This is a genomic window from Paenibacillus sp. J22P277 (assembly GCF_059383675.1).
Window position 1 is genome coordinate 110,514 of sequence record NZ_JBXENS010000011.1, and the last position, 19,454, is coordinate 129,967.

Sequence of the window (19,454 nt, forward strand, 5' to 3'; positions counted from 1 at the left end):
GCCCGCTTTCGCCCGGAATCGCCTTGCGCCGTCTTTGACTTGTCGCGTTCGCGGCGTTATGCTACTTAAGCTATATATGTCATTGGAGACATATATCGATCGAGGAGGCCATTATTCATGCAAGATCCAGCTGCAACGTCAACCAAGCCTATCCGCATCGTGCCGATCATGATCGCCATCTTCTTCGGCAGTTTCGTCTCGGTGCTTAACGTCAGCACGATCAATATCGCGATTCCGGTGCTTACGGATCAATTTCACACGTCGCTCAGCACCACGCAGTGGACGTTGACCGGCTTCATGCTCGCGATGGGCACGTTCGCGCCGATCACCGGCTATTTCGGCGAGCGGTTCAGCTACAAGCGCCTCTTCCTGTTCGCCATGACCGGCTTCACGCTCGCCAGCATCTGCTGCGCGCTGGCCTGGAACGTGGAATCGCTGATCGCATTCCGTATCCTGCAAGGCGCGTTCACCGGCATGATCTCGCCGATCACGATGGCGATCGTGTATCAGATCATCCCCCGGGAAAAGGTCGCCATGGCCATCTCCTTCTGGGCGGCCTCGTCCATGCTCGCGCCGGCTATCGGGCCGACGTACAGCGGCTGGCTGCTCGACAACGTAACCTGGCACTGGCTGTTCTGGCTGAACGTGCCGATCGCCGTCGTCGGCATCATCCTGATCAGCATCTACATTCCTTACTATCGGCTGAACGTGCCGAAGAAATTCGACCTGATCGGCTTCGTGACGGTCATCATCAGCAGCTCCACGCTGCTCGTCGCCCTGTCGCATGGCAGCGAATGGGGCTGGGGCTCCTGGCAGACGCTCTCGCTGTTCATCACCGGAGTCGTCTTCCTCGGGCTGTTCATCTGGCGCGAGCTGGCGGCGGAAACCCCGCTGCTCAACCTGCGGGTCTTGAAAATCAGCCGGTACAGCGTCGCGCTGCTGATCACGAGCATCATTACGATCAGCCTGTACTCCGGCACGTTCCTGACGCCGGTGTTCCTCCAGAACATTCAGAACGTCACGCCGCTCGATACGGGGCTTATCCTGCTGCCGGCTTCCTTGGCGATGGCGATCATGATGCCGTTCGTCGGCAAGCTGTACACCAAGACCGGCCCGCGCGTGCCGCTGGCAATCGGCATCATCCTGATGTTCATCGGCACGGTGCCGCTCAGTTGGCTGAGCATCGACATTTCTCACAAGTACATCATCTTCTGCATGATCGTCCGGAACATCGGCATTTCGTTCGCGATGATGCCTGCGAGCAACGCGGGCATGGAAGCCGTGCCGAAGCAGTACAGCGGCCACGCGTCCTCGCTGACCAACTGGGTCCGCAACGTGCTCGGCTCGTTCGCGATCGCCGTGTTCACGTCCCTGCTGACCTCGCGGACCGCGAGCCACGCGAAGGATTTCGTGCAATCCGGCGTAACGGACCAAAAGCATATCACGCTCATGTCGGTCACGATGAGCGTCGGCGACGTCTACTTCATCGCCTCCATCATCGCGCTCGTCGCGCTGCCGGTCGCGCTGTTCATTCCGAAGCTGAAGCGCAAGACCGAAGAAACGGTAGAGCAAGCGGCTTAAATTCGGCTTGCTGTGCTGGCTAACCCGCGATCATGACAGGTTCCGTCGGCAAGACACGAAGTCGCGCTCAGGTTCAAAGCAGGAAACGCAGTGAAAATACGCAATAAAAGCACGCTGCAAAATAAAAAAGGCTCGCTCGCGCGACGCGCGAGCGAGCCTTTTTTTATTTTAGAACAGGTGCTTGAAGAAACTGAAAATGGACTTGAGGAACTCCCAGAGGAAGAATTTCACTTCCGGTTGTTTCGGCGTTCCGTCCTGGTCGGCATGCTGCGCTTGCTGGCTTTGGCCGGCGTTCGTTTTCACGGCGTAATCCTTAGTCTGTGCGCTGCCGGCTTTTACCGCGCCGTCTTGCTGCTTGCCGCCGGCTTGCGCCGCCGCGGCCGTCGTTGCCGTCGCCGCCGGCGTCGAAGCTTCGCCGCTTACGGCGTCCACGAAGCAGAGCGGCGGGAACAGGACGCACCACCAGTTCTGACCCGCCCCTGCGCCAAGGGTGATCCGGAGTGCTTCATAGTCGCCTGCAGGGTACACTTCCGTGCCGTATATTTTGGTGGGGAACGGCACGGTGCCGAGCTCCGCCTTGTAGCCGTAATGGAAACCGCGCGCTGCCAGCTTCGCGGCAATAATCGCTTCGATGTCGCCCATATGCGCGCGGATCGTGCCGCGGGCTTCTTCGATCGTTTGCGGGCCCGCGACCCAGGTTTTCATTTCTTCGACGACGGCGTCGCGCACCTCGCGCTTGACCAATTGATCGGACGCGCCGTCCGAATTGGCCAGAATGCGCAGGCGGATGGATTCCGAGGGGATGCTGCCGCCGGCGATCGCCGCATCGGCGCGCTGGCTTTCCCAGCTCATCAGAAGGATTGCTGCAATCAGTAGCACGTAGCCGTACACCGGACGATAAGGAAAGCGGGAATAAGTGCGGATCATTTGACACAAGCTCCTTTGTGGCACCCGTCGGTGCGGCGGCTTGCGTTCCGGAACGATAATACTCCCATTATGTCCGGCGATGCGGCTCTCTAAACCTCGCAATCCCGTGAAAACGAAATGAAAACGCCGAGAGGGGAAAACGCGAAAAAGACGTCCCGTCCAGGACGCCTCCAGCGGCGTAAACACGCGGTTCCCGCATGAGATTCGCATGCAGCCGCGCCTATCGGAATCTCTATGAATCTTGCGATTCTATGCGATCGCAAGCACGTGCCGGTCGATGCCCGCGTAGTCGGGGATGATGCGCACCTCGCGCCAAGCGCCGATGCCGCGGAGCAGATCGGCGACGGCCTCCGCTTGGCCGATGCCGAGCTCGAAGCCGACGATGCGCGGCATCGCGGAGAGCCGCGCGAGCTGTTCGGCCATGCGCCGATAAGGCGTCAGGCCGTCGTCGCCGCCGTCCAGCGCGAGGCGCGGCTCATGATCGCGCACCTCCGGCTGCAGGCCGGCAATGTCGCCCGCCGGGATATACGGCGGGTTGGAGACCAGCACGTCGATACGCAGGCCGGCCACGCCGTCCCCGTTCGCGTCATCGCGCGCCTCGGGCCGCGGCCGCGCGAACGGCCCGAGCAGGTCGCCCTGCACGAACGTCATGCGCGCCGCCGCCCCGTGGCGCGCCGCGTTCGCGCGGGCGACCGCGAGCGCGTCCGGCGACAGGTCGGACGCGCATACCCGCCATCCCGGACGCAGCGCCGCCAGCGTCACGCCGATGGCACCGCTGCCCGTGCCGACGTCGACCACCGTCGGCACGCGATCATCGGCGGCGCCGCCGCCAGGCACGGCCCGCTCGCCGAGCGCCATGCCGCCTGCGCCATCAGCGACGCCAGCTTGGCCAGGCGCCGCGGCACCCGCGGCCTCCGGCCACAGCCGATCGGCCGCTTCCAGCACGGCCTCCACGAGCAGCTCCGTCTCCGGCCGCGGGATCAGCACCGCCGGCGTCACCGCGAACGGCAGGCCGTAGAACCACTGCTCTCCGATCAAGTACTGGACCGGCTCGCCCGCCGCCTTGCGCGCCAAGAGCGCTTCCCACATCGCGCGGCGCTCCGCGGGAAAAGGATCCCGCCAATCCCGCAGCAGCGCCGCGCGATCCAGCTCCAGCACATGCATGAGCAGCAGCTCGGCATTATTCCGCGGCTCCATGATGTCCCGTTCCTTCAGCATGGATGCCGCCCGCAGGCAGGTTTCCCCGATCGACTCCGGCCGAGTCCGCTCCGGCTCACCCGCCGTCTCGCCGGCTACGCTCGCCTGCGCATCGCCGCTTGCCGCACCCGCTTCGCGCGAAGCATCCGCCGCCTCCGGCTCCCCGGTGCCGTCGGACGATGCCGCGCTTGATTCCCCGCCGAGACGATGCCGCATCGCGGCTTCCTCCGCCGCGTCATGGCCTTGCAGGCCATGCCGTCCGGCCGCGCCGTCTTTCCATTGCTCCGTCATTCTCGCACCATCCTCATGTTCATGAGTCCCAGCCGCCATGCGGCAAAAACGGGAGCATACCCGGGGAGAACGCTGAAGTTCATGTTCAGCATTGTTCCCATAGGCTGCTCCCGTTGCGTTCGCTTATGCCGTTCCTGCTTACGCGAGGTTCTCGCGCTCCATCAATTCCGTCTGCGCCGTCAGCGTCAGCGCGTTGATGATTTCTTCCATGTCGCCGTTCAGCACGGAATCCAGCTTGTGCAGCGTCAGGCCGATGCGGTGATCCGTTACCCGGCTTTGCGGGTAGTTGTACGTGCGGATCCGCTCGCTGCGGTCGCCCGTGCCGACTTTGCTCTTGCGTTCGCCGGCGTACTTCGCTTCTTCCTCTTGACGGTGCAAATCCGAGATACGCGCGCGAAGCACTTGAAGCGCCTTCGCCTTGTTCTCGTTCTGGGACTTGCCGTCCTGGCATTGCGCCATGATGCCCGTCGGCACGTGCAGCACGCGCACGGCGGATTTGGTCGTGTTGACGGACTGGCCGCCCGCGCCGCTCGAGCAGTACGTATCGACGCGGATGTCTTTATCCAGAATCTCGACTTCGACTTCCTCGACTTCCGGCATGACGGCGACCGTCGAGGTCGACGTATGAATCCGCCCGCCGGATTCCGTAACCGGGATGCGCTGCACGCGGTGCGCGCCGCTCTCGTACTTCAGCTTGCTGTACGCGCCCTTGCCCGTCACCATGAAGATTACCTCTTTGAAGCCGCCGAGATCGCTCTCGTTGGACTCCATGAGCTCGATGCGCCAGCCTTGGGCATCCGCGAATTTCATGTACATGCGGTACAGGTCCGAAGCGAACAGCGCCGCCTCGTCGCCGCCCGCGGCGCCGCGAATCTCGACGATGACGTTCTTGTCGTCGTTCGGGTCCTTCGGCAGCAGCAGGAAGTGAATCTCTTCCTCCAGCTCCTCTTTGCGCGCGCTCAGTTCGTCGATTTCCATCTTCACCATTTCGCGCATTTCGTCGTCGAGCTTCTCGTTCTGCATGACTTTCGCATCGTCAAGCTGCTCGGACACTTGCTTGTAATCCGTATATGCCGCGTAAGCGGGATGCAAATCCGATTGTTCCTTGGAAAATTCGCGCAGGCGCTTCGGATCGCTGGCCACGGCCGGGTCGCATAATAATTCGCTCAGCTTATCGTAGCGGTCGGCGAGTGCTTGCAAACGGTCCAACACTGTCATTCACCTCTTGGTTATTAGAATGAATCCATTCTTCGTCTTCTTAGTATAACATAACGCGCGGCAATCCATAAACGTTACAATTATGGAGAAATGGAAGCCGGACGCATCGAATGCGAACCGTCAAAAAAAGATCTTCCGCTTGCGCGTGACCGGCACGGAACTGACGAAAGTCCCGATCGGTCGCGCAGACGCATTCGCGTCCCGCGGAAGACCCTTATTCGCATCGCATGAAAGCCGAATTAATTGGTCATTTCGTTAAAGCTCGTCACTTCGTCCACGGCCAGGCGCACGGTAGGACGGCCCGGATTCAACGCTTTGCCGACCGCGATCAGCATGATCGGAAGGTAGCGCTCGCCGACGCCGAAGGCTTCTTTGAACTTCGCGGCATCGTAGCCGCCCATCGGCACCGTGTCCCAGCCGCGCGCCCGCGCCGCAAGCATCAGCTGCATGGAGACGAGTCCCCCGTCCGTCGCGGCGATCCTCGTTTTCACTTCGGACGGAAGCGCGGAATACATGCCGACCATGCGCTCCACGTACGCTTGCGCCGCGTCGGCAGGCATGAAGCCCGCATCGACCGTGCGGCCGTAGATGTCCTCGGCAAGCGTATAAGACTCCAGGTCGCCCAGCACCGCGATGACCGCGGAAGCATCCGCCACTTGCTGTTGGTTGAAGGCGATCGGCAGCAGCTTCTGCTTCTGCTCCTCGGAATCGATCACCAGGAAACGCCACGGCTGAAGGTTCGAAGACGACGGAGCCAAGATGGCGTCTCCAAGCAAGGCTTTGATGTCTTCGCGGGAAATTTTGAAGCTTGGATCGTAGGATCGAACGGAACGGCGCTCGCGGATCACCGCGGAAAAAGCTTGTTCTTGCACTTGCGGATTAGTCATTATGAGTTCCTCCTCGAAATGTTGTCTGTGTAAAAAAATGCACAGTATATGGCACTAAAAAACTCGTTCTTCGCAATTCAACCCCATACAGCTAACTGTTGTATTTATTGCACAGTATAATGCCGAATCGTTTTGTTGTCAATCGGCGGCTTCCCCCGTGCCTTAGCAGCGATTGGCGCGGTCGGCCAAGTCCCCGAGCGTATAGGTTCCGAGCAGCGCTTTGAGCGATTTGTCCATCTCGGCGGCAAGCTCGGAGAAAATCGCATTCATCTCCAGGCCGAACGGGTTCGAGCCCGTGGTGTCCTTGATGCCGCAGCGAAGCGGATCCGCGACCTGCAGCGCGTCGAAGATATCGGCCAGCGATATCGCGTGCGGGTCTTTGCGCAGCCGGTAACCGCCGTCGCGGCCTTCGCGCGTCTCCAGGATGCCTTCTCTCGCGAGGATGGCGAGGATGCGGCGAAGCAAGGTCGGCTCGGACTGCAGCTGCTGCGCGAGCTCCGCGCTCGGGCAGGTCTGGACCTGATCGCGGGACAAAATGACAAGTGCCTGCAGCGCAAGCCCGAACCATTTCGGATGATTGGACCCCGACCCCGCGCATTTCTCCATGTTCATTTTGAATCCCTCCTTCAAGCTTGGCGTGCTTGCATTGTACCGGATACGCGAGCCGCCAGCAAGAGGTAATTTCCCGCTTTCATGCACCGCGTGCAAGTTTCCTCCAGTAAGTCCGGTACGGCGGGAAGCGGGCGGACGCTCGGCCGGCTCCGCCGGTACGCGCGGTCGAATACGAACAAAAGACCCGGTTGCCCGGGTCCCGCAGATAACGTTTTATTCAAGCTAACCCTTACACGTTGAAACGGAAATGCATGACGTCGCCGTCCTGCACGATGTATTCCTTGCCTTCGAGGCGGAGCTGGCCGCGCTCCTTGGCCGCGTTCATCGAGCCCGCCGCCATGAGATCGTCGTAAGACACCACTTCCGCGCGGATAAAGCCGCGTTCGAAGTCCGTATGGATGACGCCGGCCGCCTGCGGCGCCTTCATGCCCTGGCGGATCGTCCAAGCGCGCACTTCCTGTACGCCGGCCGTGAAATACGTGTACAGTCCGAGGAGCTTGTAAGCCGCGCGGATCAGGCGGTTCAAGCCGGATTCCGTCAGACCGAGCTCTTCGAGGAACATTTCCTTGTCTTCGCCCTCCAGCTCGGCGATCTCGGATTCCACCTTCGCGCTGATCGGCACGACTTCCGCGCCTTCCGCTTTCGCGAATTCGCGGACGAGGTCCACGAAGCCGTTGCCGTCGGAGTTGGCCGCTTCGCTTTCGCTGACGTTCGCCGCGTACAGCACCGGCTTCATCGTGAGCAGGTGAAGATCGCGGATGAGCGCTTGCTCTTCGTCGGAGAGGTCCAGGCTGCGCGCCGGCATGTCGTTGTACAACGCTTCCTTGACGCGCTCCAGCGTTTCCACCTCTTGCGCGACTTTCTTGTCGCCGCCCTTGAGGTTTTTGCGGGAACGCTCGATTTTGCGGTCGACGGAATCGATGTCCGCCAGGATCAGCTCGAGGTTGATCGTGTTGATGTCGCCGATCGGATCCACTTTGCCCGAGACATGCGTGATGTTGTCGTCCTGGAAGCAGCGTACCACGTGGACGATCGCGTCGACTTCGCGGATATGCGCCAGGAACTTGTTGCCAAGACCCTCGCCTTTGCTCGCGCCCTTCACGATGCCCGCGATATCGATGAATTCGAACGCCGTCGGCACCGTTTTGTTCGGCACCACCAGCTCCGTCAATTTATCCAAACGCTCATCCGGCACCTCCACGACCCCGACGTTCGGGTCGATCGTGCAGAACGGATAGTTCGCGGACTCCGCGCCCGCTTGCGTAATTGCGTTAAACAGCGTCGACTTGCCCACGTTCGGCAAACCTACGATTCCAGCCTTCAAAGCCATGCCGTACACCCCTGTTCCGTATTAAACAATCTCACGCCATTATACCCGAAGCATGGCCGGATGGAAAGAAGGTTTGCCTGGGAGAACGGGGATTCGGGCCGGAACTTTCGGATCTACGGGGCCTGTTTTTCTCCTGCCCGGTTTACATGAACAGCTTGGAGAGCAGCGCCACGATAATCACGTAAACGGCGATGCTGCTCGCGATGAAAGAGAACCGGCGCTCCCTGGACACTTGGGCGATCTCCAAGCCCGCAATCAGGTTCATGGCCAGCGCCGACAGCAGCACGATGGATAACGCCGCGAAGGAAAGGCCCATATTGACGAAAGCCAGCATGCCGGCGACGACGAAGCCGGCCGCGAACGTATATTGCGCGCCGCCGACGTAAGTCGCCAGCTCCCGGACCGATAGCTTCCGGCCGCCCTGCCAGCTGCCGACCAGCCACAGCGTTCCCAGCAGCGACGCGAGCGATATCACCGCGAGCACGAACAGCCTGCCGGTCAGCATGGAGCCGATCGTCCCGGACGCATTCCCGAAATCCGTCAAGCCGCCGAAGCCGCCGAACAGGCCGCCCAACATCGACTCGATCTTCTTGCCGATCATCCAGACCCAGATCATGAAGCCAAGAATTGACGCGACAAGTCCGATCGCCCCGTAGATCCAATCCTTGCCCGGCTGCAGATTTTCGGCATGCTGCGGATTTTTGAGCAGGGCCAGCATTCGATGGACATCCACCTGCTTGAACGCGGCGGCTCCCGGCAGTCCCGGCAGTCCCGAATTGCGAATTGCCGCGTCCGCGCGCCGAACCGAACCCGGCCGATGCGGCCGCCTCTTGGCAGGCGTGCACCTCGCCTTCGATCATTTTCTGGCCGCATTGCATGCAATAATTCATGGTTAATAAGCCTCCCGATCCGTTCATAGTCGTTATGTCTTAGTAAAAATTGCCATGATTAGACATTGAAACCCATTATAACGAATCGGAAATGTCGAAGTATGTCGTATCGTGGAGCTATACGTACATTTTACAATCGCTGCCGCGGCCGGCGGACATTACCAGCCTCTCCGCGCCTCCGCATGCGCCCCGCGCAAGGCGCGCATACTACTCCCGGAGGTGATCGTCGTCATGGAAAACCAAACCCACGAAGGCAACTATAAAGGCACGACCCGCATGAAGGCTAAAAACCAGGATATGGCGTTCGTCAACGACGTCCTCGAGGATGCCAAGTCCGTCACCAATTACAGCAACGCGAAGAAGAAGACGGATAAGTAATCAGGCCAGCGTCGGCGGGCTATCCGCGAAAAAGGCGAATCGCTCCCTATTGCGACAGGGATTGGATTCGCCTTTTTCGCTGCGTCCGTGAAAGGACTCCGCCTCGATCGGCTCGCCAATCTTGATCGGCCCGATCATGTCTCATGAACCTGCCACTGCCGGCGCGACAAGCCAAAAAAGGTGTCAGGTCTTCGCGACCCGGGACACCCTTTCTCGCTGCCTCGCTCCTCTTGATCGCAGCGCTACTGCCCTGTCCCCGCCGCGCCTGTGTAAATATGCACCGCATCTCTTAGAAACTCGGCCGTTCCCGGCTGCTTCGCGTCGTAATAAGCCTTGAACCGCTCGTCGTCCATGTACATCTGCGCCAAATTCGCGTGCGCTTCCTTGCTGTAGGCATCCCAGTGGAAAGTCAGCCATTGCCGATGCAGGTCAGCCGTCTTCTGCGCGAGCTCGCCGGCCGGATCGCCGGTCTTGAACGCTTCCGCGAGCGTATCCGTCACTTCTTGCGTCAACCGGTTCAGCCGCTCGTGCTCCTCCTGCGTCATGCCTTTCAGCTTCGCATTGGATTTGTTCACGGCTTCGTCGCCGTACTTCTCCCGCGCTTCCTTGCCGTACCGCTGCTCGTTCTCGTCGATCATGCGCTGCTTGAACCCCTCGAATTTTTCCTGATCGCTCATTTCCGTTCTCCCTTCGGCCGATGCGATCGTCGTCTCCACGTTCGCGATAAGCGCATCGAGCTGTTTTCGTTTATCGAGAAGCTGTTCCCGGTGCCGGCGCAAGGCCGCCGCGCCGTCGAAGGACGGATCGGTCACGATCGCTTTGATGTTGTCCAAGCTGACGCCCAGCTCCCGGTAGAACAGGATCTGCTGCAGCTTGTCGACCTCCGCCTGACCGTAGATCCGGTAACCGGACGAATTGGTCCTGGCCGGCTTCAGGATGCCGATCTCGTCGTAGAACCGCAGCGTCCGCGTACTGATTCCCGCGAGGCGGCCCAGCTTTTGCACGGTGTATTCCATGTTCCTCGCCTCCCGACAACTTCACTCTACACCTTTACGTTACGTGAATGTCAAATCGATCTTGCGCGGAAAATTAACCTGGCCTAAGGCTGCTCGCGACCAGCCATCCGCGGCAGTAAAGGACAGCCAAAAACCCGGCGCATCCCTGCACCGGGCCGTATCCGTCGCCTAACTTCCTACACCCACGCGTCGTTCGAGTAGCCGCGCTGTTCCCAATACCCGATATGGTCGCCGTCGATCAGCTCGATGCGGTTCAGCCACTTCACGGACTTGTACGTGTACATCTTCGGCACGACGAGCCGCACGGGTCCGCCGAGGTCGCTCGGAATCGGCTTGCCGTCGTGCATGACGGCGACGAGGATGTCGTCCATGTTCGCCTGCTCCAGCGTAAGCGCGTCCGTATACACGCCGTCGCCGGAGTAGAATTTGACCGTCTTCGCGCCCGGCTGCACGCCCGCCATCGCGAGGAAATCCTTGAGCTTGATGCCTTCCCAGGTGTTGTTGTACACCGACCAGCCCGTCACGCAGTGAAAATCGCTCACCTGCACCTCGCGCTTCAGCGCCACGAACTGTTCCCAGTTCCACTGCAGCTTCTTATTCACCAAACCGTCGATTTTGAACGAGAACGTGCTGTTGTCGAACTTCGGAATCGGCGTGACCGTGTAGATCCGGAACGACCCTTTGCTGCCGCCCCCGATCGGCGGCATGGAGGCCGGCAGCGGCGCGGGCGCCGGGAACAGCTTGTTGGCGTCCGTCGCGACCGCCGCGTCATAGTCCGTGCCGGCGCTCAGCTGATTGCCGAGCCATTGCAGAAAGGACGGCCCCACCGTAATGGCGATCCCGGCGCCTATGGCCGTCTTGATGAAGCTGCTGCGCGACATGACGGCCGCGGGATTCGACGCGGGATGCACGCCGGCGCCCTCGCCCTCCCGGCCGGTCTTCACGGTACGGCGATGCGGTTCTTTCAGCCATTTGAGCCGCGTGACGGAATGGTAGATGATATACGGCAGACCGACCCAAGTCAGCAGATCATGCACGACCAGCGCGTTGTTCGACCAGCGCGGCCCGACGGCCCTGAACTGCCATAGCAGCAGGCCCGAGAGCAGCCAGCCGACGAGCAGCGCCAGCACGATGATCACGTTGACCCGCTGCGCCGTCTTCCCCCGCAGCTGCTTCCAGTGCTTGCCGGCCAGCAGCAAATAATAGACGACCGGGACGAGCGATGCGATGCCGACGACGATATGTATGTACCGGATAACCACGCGGCCCTCGCCAAGAATGCCCCGCCACAACCCTTGGAACAAAATCAGCCCCGTAAACGCCAGCACGACGACAATCCAACCGTTCCACGCATGCAGGCTCGCCAATTTCTTGCCGTAGCCTTTCCTCACCTTCTGCAGCCACTCCGCCACCGGATCGGCCTCCTTTTCCGCGCATTCGCTTCCGCATGACTTTCCCAGCTTTTCGGCATGACTTCCCTACTTAGTGTAACGTCGGGAACCACCTATTCGGTTCGATATCCAGCTCATTTATCTTCAGTATACCGCTTAGCGCGTCAATTCGCGAAGCAAACAAGGGATCCGAGACGGCGCGAGCACAAGCGCGAAGCGCATCAGTCCGCGAAGCAGACGAGGGAAACGAGGCGGTGCGAGCGCCAGCGCGAAGCGCAATCACTCCGCGAAGCAGACGAGGGATCCGAGACGGCGCGAGCACAAGCGCGAAGCGCAATCACTTCCGCGAAGCAGACGAGGGATCCGAGACGACGCGAGCGCATGCGCGAAGCGCAATCACTTCAGCGAAGCAAGCGAAGACGGCCCAAAACAAAAACGGGGCGAGACGAAGGAGAGCGACCTTGGTGTGAAACACCACGGAAGCGCTCATTCGTCTCGCCCCGAATCCCGGGCCGGCAAGCCGCTCTACCCAGAGGGGGAGGGGGCAACGCCCCACACGTATTCTGCCGCGAAGGTTTTGCGAATGGGAACGACTTTGGTGCGGAGCACCACGGGAGAGCCCATCGCAAAACCGGAGCATTAGATTTGGTTTTGGATTTTGTTTTTCAAAGCGTCCTTCGACTGCAAGCCGACCATTTTGTCGACGGGCTGTCCGTCTTTGAACACGATCAGCGTAGGGATGGACATCACGCCGAATTGGGAAGCCAGTTCAGGCTCTTCGTCGACGTTGATTTTGCCGATCGTCGCCGTGCCGGAAAGTTCGGTCGAAAGCTCGTCTACGATCGGAAGCTGCATTTTGCAAGGTCCGCACCACGGAGCCCAGAAATCCACGAGCGTTACGCCGCTCTCGATGCTTTGGTTAAAGTTATCTTTCGTCAATACTTGTGTCATGGTCAATCATCCTCTCTACAATAAGTTCGATGCTATGGGAAGGGGGACACCCGTCTCACCAAAAAGGGACTTGACGACGGCAGCTAACAATCGCTGCACTCCTTGATCTGGCCCAGAACGTCGGAAATCGTGATTCCGCCGAAATAAGCCTCCAACTGCTTCTCCGCCCTGCAGAAAATCCCATCCATGACTTCCCGCATGTTGGAACCGACGACGCAATCCATGTCCGGATCGCCCGAGCACCAGCTCGGAATAACGGAGCCCTGCGCCATGAGCCGATAGATATCGGCCAAATTGACGACCGCCGGATCGAGCGTCAGCCGGTATCCGCCGCCTGCGCCTTCGCGCGTATCGACGTAACCGCCGCGTCTCAGACAGCTCATTACTTTGCGGATACGGGCCGGATTGGTGGAAACATTCTCGGCGATGGCCTCACTGGGCGCCATGCGCTCCGGCAAATAAGCCAAGTAAACTAAACTGTGGACGGCAATCGTGAATTCGCTGTTCATGGTTAACGGCACCCCGCTTTGTACTGTAATCATATCAGTTACAGTTGATACTGTCAACGGCGGTCACCCTTTTATTTTGCGAAAAAAACGGAAAGGCTATTCAAGCTCGAACAGCTTGAGCTGCTCCGGTTCGTCCGGCGGCGGCGCAAGCGCGAAGGATCCCCGCGGCGGCAGCTGGCCGAGCATGGCCATCAGCTGCAGGGCGTTGTCGGCCGCGTCCCCGCCGGAATTGTTGTTGAACAGCACGCAAAGCTCGTCCGATAACCGCTCCAGCCGCCGCAGGCGCGCCGCCCAATCCGCAAGCTCCGTCTCGTTGTACCGGTACAAGTACCGCACGTCCCGCCAATTGGGCTGGCCCGCCGACACCCAGCCCTCCGCGTTGCGGCCGTGCAGCCGCACGAGCGTCAAGCCGTCGTCCGTCGCCGCCTCCACGATGGGAATCGACCCGTCCCCCGCCTGCGGTTCGTCGCAGACGGTATGAATCCAGCCTTCCCTGCGCGCAAACGCGAGCGTCTTCGCGCGCATGTCGTCCGAGTACCAGCTCCGGTGGCGGAATTCCAGCGCGCACGGCACGTCGCCCATCCGCGCCTTCGCGGCTTTAAGCGTCTCGACGTTGCGGCGAACGCAATTGAACCACGGCGGATACTGGAACAAGACGGCAAGCAGCTTGCCCGCCGCCCGGATCGGCGCGACGGCTTCCAGGAACGCCGCGAACATCGCATCGTCGCTCTCGAACGGCCGGCGCTCGCGTCCTCCGCGGTCATGGCCGGTCATGCCCTGATACGCCTTAACCACGAACCGGAACCCCGGCGGCGTCTCGCTTGCCCACTTCTCCATAATATGCGGCGCTTGGATCGCGTAGAAACTGCTGTCTACCTCTACTACCCGAAACCATTGCGCGTAAATCGGCAGCTTGCCGCGCGAAGCGCCCGCTTCCCGGTACAGCTCGGAATGGTCGCCCCAGCCGCATAACCCGATATCGATCATGCCTCACGCCTCCTTCGGCGGCCGCCCGCCTCGCATCTCCATTACCATTCTGCCTCGATACGGATTATTTCAACGCTTATCCAGTCTACCGTGCATTATTTTCCCGAATCAACGGCTTTGGTCCGCGAAGCCTAACGCCCAGCTTGAATGCCGACGGGCGGCGCAGCGAAGGATTCCTTTCCGCGCTCATGAAGCAGGAATTGGATGAAGGCGCGCACCTGCCTGGAAATCTGCTCTTCCCGGCGGTACACGAGACAGATATGGCGGCGATTCACATGCTGCGGCAGATCGCGCATGACCAATTCGCCGGACTCCGCCTCCCGCAGCACGCTCCGTTTCGGCAGCACGCCGACGCCGATGTTGCATTTGACGGCTTCCTTGATCGTCTCGATCGCCCCCAGCTCCATGAAAGAGCTCCAAGTCAGACCAAGACCCGCCGCCCACTCGTCCGTCAGCTTGCGCGACGTCGACCCGGCCTCATGCAGCAGGAACGTCTGCGGCTGCAGATCCGCAGCGGTCAGCTCGGCGCGCCGCGCGAGCGGATGGGACGGCGACAGCATCAGCTTCAGCTCGTCCTCCATTAGCTTCTCCATGACCAGGCCTTCGAGGCGGTCCGACGGAAGCGATACGACGGCCGCGTCGATCTCGTATTTGCGGAGCATGTCCAGCAAACTGTCGGCTTTCTTCACGCTCAGCTGGATGCGCACGCGCGGATGAAGGCTCCCGAATTCCGCCATGTACGGCGGCAGGAAGTAGGTAGCCGGCGTATAGCTGGCGCCGAGCTTCAGCTTGCCCTCCCCCCGGTCCCGCCGCTCCTCCATCATCGACTCCACTTCCTCCATGAGCGCGACGATCCGCCTGGCATAGGGCATCAGGTCCGCGGCGTTCTCCGTCGGGAACAAGCTCCGCGCCGGCTTATGGAACAGCTTCACGCCGAGCTCCTCCTCGAGCTTTCGGAGATGAAAGCTGACCGTCGGCTGCTTTAATCCCAACTTCTCCGCCGCCTCCTGCAATGTCCCTCCGCTGCATACCTCCACGAATACCCGCAACTGTTGCACGTTCACCTGCTGACCATCCTCCTTCGAACTTCTCTAATTCTGAATATAGATGCGATCTATGTTTATATCAATACGTATAGATGATATTTAACAAAACCTAGACGTCTCGTTAACGTTCGCCTGATACTTCTCGGCTAAATTGGTAATAGACCATTAGGCGGAGGAGAGAAGAACTAAATGAAAACGATGACTAACGGCAAACTAGGTATGGTAGGAACGCTGCTTCTGCTTACGATCGTCACGACCGCTTGCGGATCGGGCAACAACGAGAACGGCGGAAACAATGCGGCCAACGCCGCGAACGCAAATGCAACGAATGCAACCAATGCGGGTAACGGCACGAACGCTGCCGGCGCAACGAACGCGGCGACGAACGCTGCCGCGGCATCGGATGCGACCCAAACCGAAACGACCGATGCGCCGCCCGCCGACAAAGGCACGGTAACCGTTTACCTGAACGATTTCGACGATATCGTCAAACCGATGTTCGAGGAACAAACCGGCTACAAGCTGGAAGTCGTCAGCGGCAACGGCGCCGAGATCATGTCCCGCATCGAAGCGGAAAAAGGCAATCCGCACTGGGACGTCGTATGGATGGACTCCATGCCTTCGATCAACGGATTGGACAAGCAGGGCGAGCTGCTTACCGGCTGGACGCCGGCGAATGCTTCCGGCTTGACGGATTTCTCCAAATCGTTCGTGCCGGCCGACGGTTCGTTCTACCCGACAGGCACGCATGCCGCAGGCGTCATCGTTTACAATAAGGACAAAATCAAAGCCGAAGACGCGCCGAAAACTTGGGCCGACTTCACGAATGCAAAATACAAAGGTCAAATCGGCATGGCTGATCCGGCCGTCGCCGCTCCCGCTTATCCGTTCGTCTCGTGGTTCTTCCAAGACCAAGGGATGGACGCCGCCAAAACGTATTTCAGCTCGCTGATGAAGAACGGCCTGCACGTCTATCCGAAGAACCCGAACGTCGTCGAAGCGTTGACCGGCGGCGAAATCTCGGTTGCCGCGCTGCAAGAGAGCAACGCGTACGTCATGAAAACGAACGGCGATCCGATCGAAATCGTCTGGCCGGAAGACGGCGCTCCCGGATCCGTCCGCGTAGCCGCCATTCAGAAGGATACGAAGAACGCGGACGGCGCCAAAGCATTCGTCGACTTCCTGCTTGATCCGAAGACGCAGCAAGCGCTGATCGACAAAGGCGACGAGAGCTACTTCGAACCGTCCATCACCGGAGTAACACCGAAAGCCGATCGCATGCCGAACGCGAAGCTGGTCGTAGCCAAAGCGGATTGGGCAGCCGATAACGAAGCCGAAATCAAGCAGTGGTTCTCCGACCAATCGGTGAAGTAATGTTCGCCCGTTCTTCGGACGGCCGTCTCGGATGGCCGATAACGCTGCTGCTGTTCATACTCGTGCTTTGCCCGCTGGGAGCCGTCATCGTTCAGGTGATGCTCCCGGGCATTTTTTTCGGTAACCTGGAACTCGGCGATTGGCGGATCCTGTTCGAGATCGCGCAGCGGCCGCTCTGGCAGAAATCGCTGGAGAACTCGCTCATTCTCGCAACGGGCACGACGCTCTTCGCAACGGTGCTCGGCGGGGTGCTGGCCATGGTTCGCGCCTCCCGCGCTTTCCCGACGGCGAAGCTGCTCGACGCGGCCGTTTGGGTGCTGCTCATCACGCCATCGTTTATATTATCGCAGGGCTGGGTCATGTTCGCTTCGCCGAACGGCCTGGCCGCTTCCGTTCTCGGCGTGCATTGGATAAACAGTTTTATCTTCAGTCCGGCCGGCTTGATCGCGGTCATGACGCTCAGCAAGTTTCCGCTCGCTTATCTCAGCGTCCATTCGGCCATGGAATGGAAGGTCGATTCGCTGTCGCAGGCCGCGAGGCTGAACGGCGCTTCGCCCTTCACCGCATGGCGGACGATTCAAGCGCCGCTGCTGCTGCCGGCTTTTCTGGCGGGGGCCGCGCTCGTGTTCATGGATACGATCGGCGACTTCGGCCTGCCGGCTTCGATCTCCGCGGTGTACCGGTTTCCGACATTGCCTTACTCCATCTACTCGGCGATCTATACGTCGCCGATCCGATTCGATATGGCCGGCGTGTTGTCGTTCTATCTGGTTATCCTGATCGGGGCCGCGATGGTTCTGCAGTTCTACGCCATGCGCCGTTCGCGGTACGACTTCCTGAACGGACGCGCCGAGCGGCTCGTGCCGCAGCCATCCGGCCGGCTTAAGTTCCCGCTTGCTGCAGGCAACTTGATTCTGCTCGCCGTCATCATCGGCATTCCGATCGGCACGAACGTCTGGATGTCCTTCGCGAAGACCGCCGGCGGCGGCATGAAGCCCGCCAACTGGACATTCGCCAACTATTCGGCCTTGTTCAAAGACGGCCAGCTGCTGCTGAAGGGATTGGAACACTCCCTGCTGATCGCCGCCGCCGCGGCGGTGCTCGCGCTGCTCATCGGCCTTGGCGTCGCTTACGTCCTGACGTATTCGGCCTTCCGTTTCAAACGGTTCGTCGAGACGATCTCCATCCTGACGCTCGCGGTGCCCGGCGTCGTGCTCGGCATCGGCTACATCTTCGTCTGGAACCAGCCTTGGCTGGAGAAGGTCGGGCTGCTGCTGTACGGCACGCCGTGGATTCTCGTGCTCGCCTCCGTCGCCGGCGCGATTCCGATCGTCACGCGGATGCTCGTCGGCGCGATGGCGAAAGTGCCCGCTCAGCTGCTGACCGCCGCCCAGTTGTACGGCGGTTCCTTCTTCGAACGGATCCGCGTCATTCTCGTGCCGCTCATCCGGGGGGCGCTGCTGTCGGCCGCGCTGGCCGCGTTCGGTTCTGGCGTGTTCGACCTGGCGGTCAATTCGATCCTGTTCCCGCCGAATTTTCTGACCCTGCCGGTATCGATCAACAAAGCGTTCGAGGACCTGAAATTCGGGTACGCCTCGGCCGCGACCGTATTCGGTTCCGTTATCGTCATCCTGATCATTCTCGGATTGGAGCTCCTGCTCCGCCGCAAGGAGGTTAAAGCATGAGTCCGTCTACCGCGAGGGCCGAAGCATCAAGCAATGCCGCGGCGCCATCCTTATCGAAAACCCCGAACGCGCAGCCGTCCGAGACGCCGCTGCTCTCGGCCCGATTCCTGAGCCGGAGCTACGGGGCGTTCCAAGCCCTGAAAGGCATCTCGTTCGACATGCGTCCCGGGGAAATCATCAGCGTCCTCGGACCGTCCGGCTGCGGAAAGTCGACGCTGCTGCAGCTCGTCGCCGGCTTGCTCCAGCCCGACGGCGGGGAGCTGCTGCTGAACGGCACGCTCATCGGCTCTTCCCGCACGATGCTGGCGCCGGAGAAGCGCAACGTGAACATGGTCTTCCAGGATTACGCCTTGTGGCCGCATCTGTCCGTCTACGACAATATCGCTTACGGACTGCGCCGCCAACGGATGGCCCGGGGCGACATCGACCGCACGGTCGGCGAGCTGCTCGAGCTGCTCCGTCTCGGCGGCCTGGAGAAACGGCTGCCGCCCGAGCTGTCCGGCGGACAGCAGCAGCGCGTCGCCATCGCCCGCGCGCTCGCCACGCGCCCGCAGCTGCTGCTGCTCGACGAGCCGCTGTCCAATCTCGACATGCGCCTGCGCGTCGAGATGCGGACCGAGATGGCCGAGCTGTTCCGCAAGCTCGGCACAAGCGTCTTCCACGTGACGCACGACCCGGAAGAAGCGTTCTCGATGGCGGACCGCCTGCTGATCATGCGCGCCGGGCAGATCGATCAGATCGGAACGCCGGAGGAATGTTATAACCGGCCCGCCAGCCGCTGGGTCTGTTCCCTGCTGGGCGGCATCAACAGCCTGAAAGGCAAACCGGTCGTCCTGCCGGACGGCGCGACCGGCTTGCTGCTCCCGGAAAGCGATCAGCCGATCCGCGGCTTGTTCCCGCGCGGAGCGGGGCTGCCGGAAGAGCCGCGCGCGGAGCTGATGTTCCGGCCGGAAGACGCCTCGCTGATGGACTTGGATGGGACGGACGCAATCAAGTCCCGCCCGAACGGTCTGCCCGTCACCGTTTCGAACAGCATTTTCGAAGGCAAGCACTGGCGCTGCAGAATCCAATCGGATTGCGGGCAGAAGATGTACCTGCTGCATGAAGGCCCAATCGAACCGGGCAGCCGGAAGTGGCTGGCCGTGCCGGAAGTCTCCGCCCATATGTACGCCGAGGCGGAATAG

At 60.7% G+C, this 19,454-nt stretch carries 18 protein-coding genes; 5 read left to right on the top strand and 13 right to left on the bottom strand.

Translation table 11 applies throughout. The features are described 5' to 3' along the window. Positions 1-117 precede the first annotated feature (117 nt). Positions 118-1,581, top strand: coding sequence for an MDR family MFS transporter (locus AC50YL_RS32535; RefSeq protein ID WP_494837544.1), 1,464 nt, complete (start codon positions 118-120; stop codon positions 1,579-1,581). A 168-nt stretch (positions 1,582-1,749) separates the two neighbouring features. Here AC50YL_RS32535 and spoIIR read toward each other — a convergent pair whose 3' ends face one another. The 7 genes from spoIIR to AC50YL_RS32570 all read right to left on the bottom strand — a co-directional run bounded on the left by spoIIR (position 1,750) and on the right by AC50YL_RS32570 (position 8,761). Then, on the bottom strand, positions 1,750-2,508 hold the full coding sequence (gene spoIIR / locus AC50YL_RS32540; RefSeq protein WP_494837545.1) for a stage II sporulation protein R: 759 nt from the start codon (positions 2,506-2,508) through the stop codon (positions 1,750-1,752). Between the two features lie 249 nt (positions 2,509-2,757). Then, the gene (prmC, locus tag AC50YL_RS32545) at positions 2,758-3,996 is read right to left on the bottom strand and encodes a peptide chain release factor N(5)-glutamine methyltransferase (RefSeq protein ID WP_494837546.1); all 1,239 of its coding nucleotides are present in this window, start codon (positions 3,994-3,996) and stop codon (positions 2,758-2,760) included. A gap of 138 nt (positions 3,997-4,134) precedes the next feature. Beyond that, positions 4,135-5,208, bottom strand: a complete 1,074-nt coding sequence (prfA, locus tag AC50YL_RS32550) for a peptide chain release factor 1 (RefSeq protein WP_494837547.1) — start codon at positions 5,206-5,208, stop codon at positions 4,135-4,137. A 245-nt stretch (positions 5,209-5,453) separates the two neighbouring features. Then, positions 5,454-6,101, bottom strand: coding sequence for a nitroreductase family protein (locus AC50YL_RS32555; RefSeq protein WP_494837548.1), 648 nt, complete (start codon positions 6,099-6,101; stop codon positions 5,454-5,456). Between the two features lie 162 nt (positions 6,102-6,263). After that, complete coding sequence (locus AC50YL_RS32560) at positions 6,264-6,713, bottom strand: RrF2 family transcriptional regulator (RefSeq protein WP_494837549.1); 450 nt, start codon at positions 6,711-6,713, stop codon at positions 6,264-6,266. A gap of 229 nt (positions 6,714-6,942) precedes the next feature. Continuing rightward, positions 6,943-8,043 carry a redox-regulated ATPase YchF gene (ychF, locus tag AC50YL_RS32565; protein ID WP_494837550.1) on the bottom strand — a complete coding sequence of 367 codons (1,101 nt, stop codon included), beginning with the start codon at positions 8,041-8,043 and terminating at the stop codon, positions 6,943-6,945. Positions 8,044-8,185: 142 nt separating this feature from the next. Beyond that, positions 8,186-8,761: a hypothetical protein gene (locus AC50YL_RS32570; protein ID WP_494837551.1), complete on the bottom strand. Its 576-nt coding sequence runs from the start codon at positions 8,759-8,761 to the stop codon at positions 8,186-8,188. Positions 8,762-9,164: 403 nt separating this feature from the next. Here AC50YL_RS32570 and AC50YL_RS32575 point away from each other — a divergent pair, with 403 nt between their 5' ends. Continuing rightward, positions 9,165-9,311: a hypothetical protein gene (locus tag AC50YL_RS32575; RefSeq protein WP_494837552.1), complete on the top strand. Its 147-nt coding sequence runs from the start codon at positions 9,165-9,167 to the stop codon at positions 9,309-9,311. A gap of 242 nt (positions 9,312-9,553) precedes the next feature. Here the strand turns inward: AC50YL_RS32575 and AC50YL_RS32580 are convergent, their stop codons facing one another. The 6 genes from AC50YL_RS32580 to AC50YL_RS32605 form a co-directional block, all read right to left on the bottom strand. Then, a complete protein-coding gene (locus AC50YL_RS32580) occupies positions 9,554-10,327 on the bottom strand; it encodes a MerR family transcriptional regulator (protein ID WP_494837553.1) in 774 nt (257 codons plus the stop codon). A 176-nt stretch (positions 10,328-10,503) separates the two neighbouring features. Then, positions 10,504-11,739, bottom strand: a complete 1,236-nt coding sequence (locus AC50YL_RS32585; protein ID WP_494837554.1) for a molybdopterin-dependent oxidoreductase — start codon at positions 11,737-11,739, stop codon at positions 10,504-10,506. Between the two features lie 618 nt (positions 11,740-12,357). Beyond that, on the bottom strand, positions 12,358-12,669 hold the full coding sequence (trxA, locus tag AC50YL_RS32590; RefSeq protein ID WP_161745821.1) for a thioredoxin: 312 nt from the start codon (positions 12,667-12,669) through the stop codon (positions 12,358-12,360). 83 nt (positions 12,670-12,752) lie between these two features. Further along, on the bottom strand, positions 12,753-13,178 hold the full coding sequence (locus AC50YL_RS32595) for an RrF2 family transcriptional regulator (protein WP_161745822.1): 426 nt from the start codon (positions 13,176-13,178) through the stop codon (positions 12,753-12,755). 96 nt (positions 13,179-13,274) lie between these two features. After that, entirely contained in the window at positions 13,275-14,165 is an 891-nt protein-coding gene (locus AC50YL_RS32600) for a DUF72 domain-containing protein (RefSeq protein WP_494837555.1), read from the bottom strand. 131 nt (positions 14,166-14,296) lie between these two features. Continuing rightward, positions 14,297-15,229, bottom strand: coding sequence for a LysR family transcriptional regulator (locus tag AC50YL_RS32605; RefSeq protein WP_494837556.1), 933 nt, complete (start codon positions 15,227-15,229; stop codon positions 14,297-14,299). Positions 15,230-15,400: 171 nt separating this feature from the next. Between AC50YL_RS32605 and AC50YL_RS32610 the strand changes: the two genes are divergently transcribed. Genes AC50YL_RS32610 through AC50YL_RS32620 form a run of 3 tightly spaced genes read left to right on the top strand, consistent with a single transcriptional unit; the run spans position 15,401 to position 19,454 of the window. Beyond that, positions 15,401-16,585, top strand: a complete 1,185-nt coding sequence (locus AC50YL_RS32610) for an ABC transporter substrate-binding protein (RefSeq protein WP_494837557.1) — start codon at positions 15,401-15,403, stop codon at positions 16,583-16,585. Continuing rightward, a complete protein-coding gene (locus AC50YL_RS32615) occupies positions 16,585-18,270 on the top strand; it encodes an ABC transporter permease (RefSeq protein WP_494837558.1) in 1,686 nt (561 codons plus the stop codon). Before AC50YL_RS32610 ends, AC50YL_RS32615 begins: the two co-directional genes overlap by 1 nt. Continuing rightward, the gene (locus tag AC50YL_RS32620; RefSeq protein WP_494837559.1) at positions 18,267-19,454 is read left to right on the top strand and encodes an ABC transporter ATP-binding protein; all 1,188 of its coding nucleotides are present in this window, start codon (positions 18,267-18,269) and stop codon (positions 19,452-19,454) included. The genes AC50YL_RS32615 and AC50YL_RS32620 overlap by 4 nt, the downstream gene beginning before the upstream one ends.

Coding starts and splice junctions, on each gene's coding strand:
- spoIIR (WP_494837545.1), bottom strand. CDS start 2,508: ATGATCCGCACTTATTCCCGCTTTCCTTATCGTCCGGTGTACGGCTAC.
- ychF (WP_494837550.1), bottom strand. CDS start 8,043: ATGGCTTTGAAGGCTGGAATCGTAGGTTTGCCGAACGTGGGCAAGTCG.
- AC50YL_RS32615 (WP_494837558.1), top strand. CDS start 16,585: ATGTTCGCCCGTTCTTCGGACGGCCGTCTCGGATGGCCGATAACGCTG.
- prmC (WP_494837546.1), bottom strand. CDS start 3,996: ATGACGGAGCAATGGAAAGACGGCGCGGCCGGACGGCATGGCCTGCAA.
- AC50YL_RS32555 (WP_494837548.1), bottom strand. CDS start 6,101: ATGACTAATCCGCAAGTGCAAGAACAAGCTTTTTCCGCGGTGATCCGC.
- AC50YL_RS32610 (WP_494837557.1), top strand. CDS start 15,401: ATGAAAACGATGACTAACGGCAAACTAGGTATGGTAGGAACGCTGCTT.
- AC50YL_RS32535 (WP_494837544.1), top strand. CDS start 118: ATGCAAGATCCAGCTGCAACGTCAACCAAGCCTATCCGCATCGTGCCG.
- trxA (WP_161745821.1), bottom strand. CDS start 12,669: ATGACACAAGTATTGACGAAAGATAACTTTAACCAAAGCATCGAGAGC.
- AC50YL_RS32580 (WP_494837553.1), bottom strand. CDS start 10,327: ATGGAATACACCGTGCAAAAGCTGGGCCGCCTCGCGGGAATCAGTACG.
- AC50YL_RS32570 (WP_494837551.1), bottom strand. CDS start 8,761: ATGCTGGCCCTGCTCAAAAATCCGCAGCATGCCGAAAATCTGCAGCCG.
- AC50YL_RS32575 (WP_494837552.1), top strand. CDS start 9,165: ATGGAAAACCAAACCCACGAAGGCAACTATAAAGGCACGACCCGCATG.
- AC50YL_RS32595 (WP_161745822.1), bottom strand. CDS start 13,178: ATGAACAGCGAATTCACGATTGCCGTCCACAGTTTAGTTTACTTGGCT.
- AC50YL_RS32600 (WP_494837555.1), bottom strand. CDS start 14,165: ATGATCGATATCGGGTTATGCGGCTGGGGCGACCATTCCGAGCTGTAC.
- AC50YL_RS32560 (WP_494837549.1), bottom strand. CDS start 6,713: ATGAACATGGAGAAATGCGCGGGGTCGGGGTCCAATCATCCGAAATGG.
- AC50YL_RS32620 (WP_494837559.1), top strand. CDS start 18,267: ATGAGTCCGTCTACCGCGAGGGCCGAAGCATCAAGCAATGCCGCGGCG.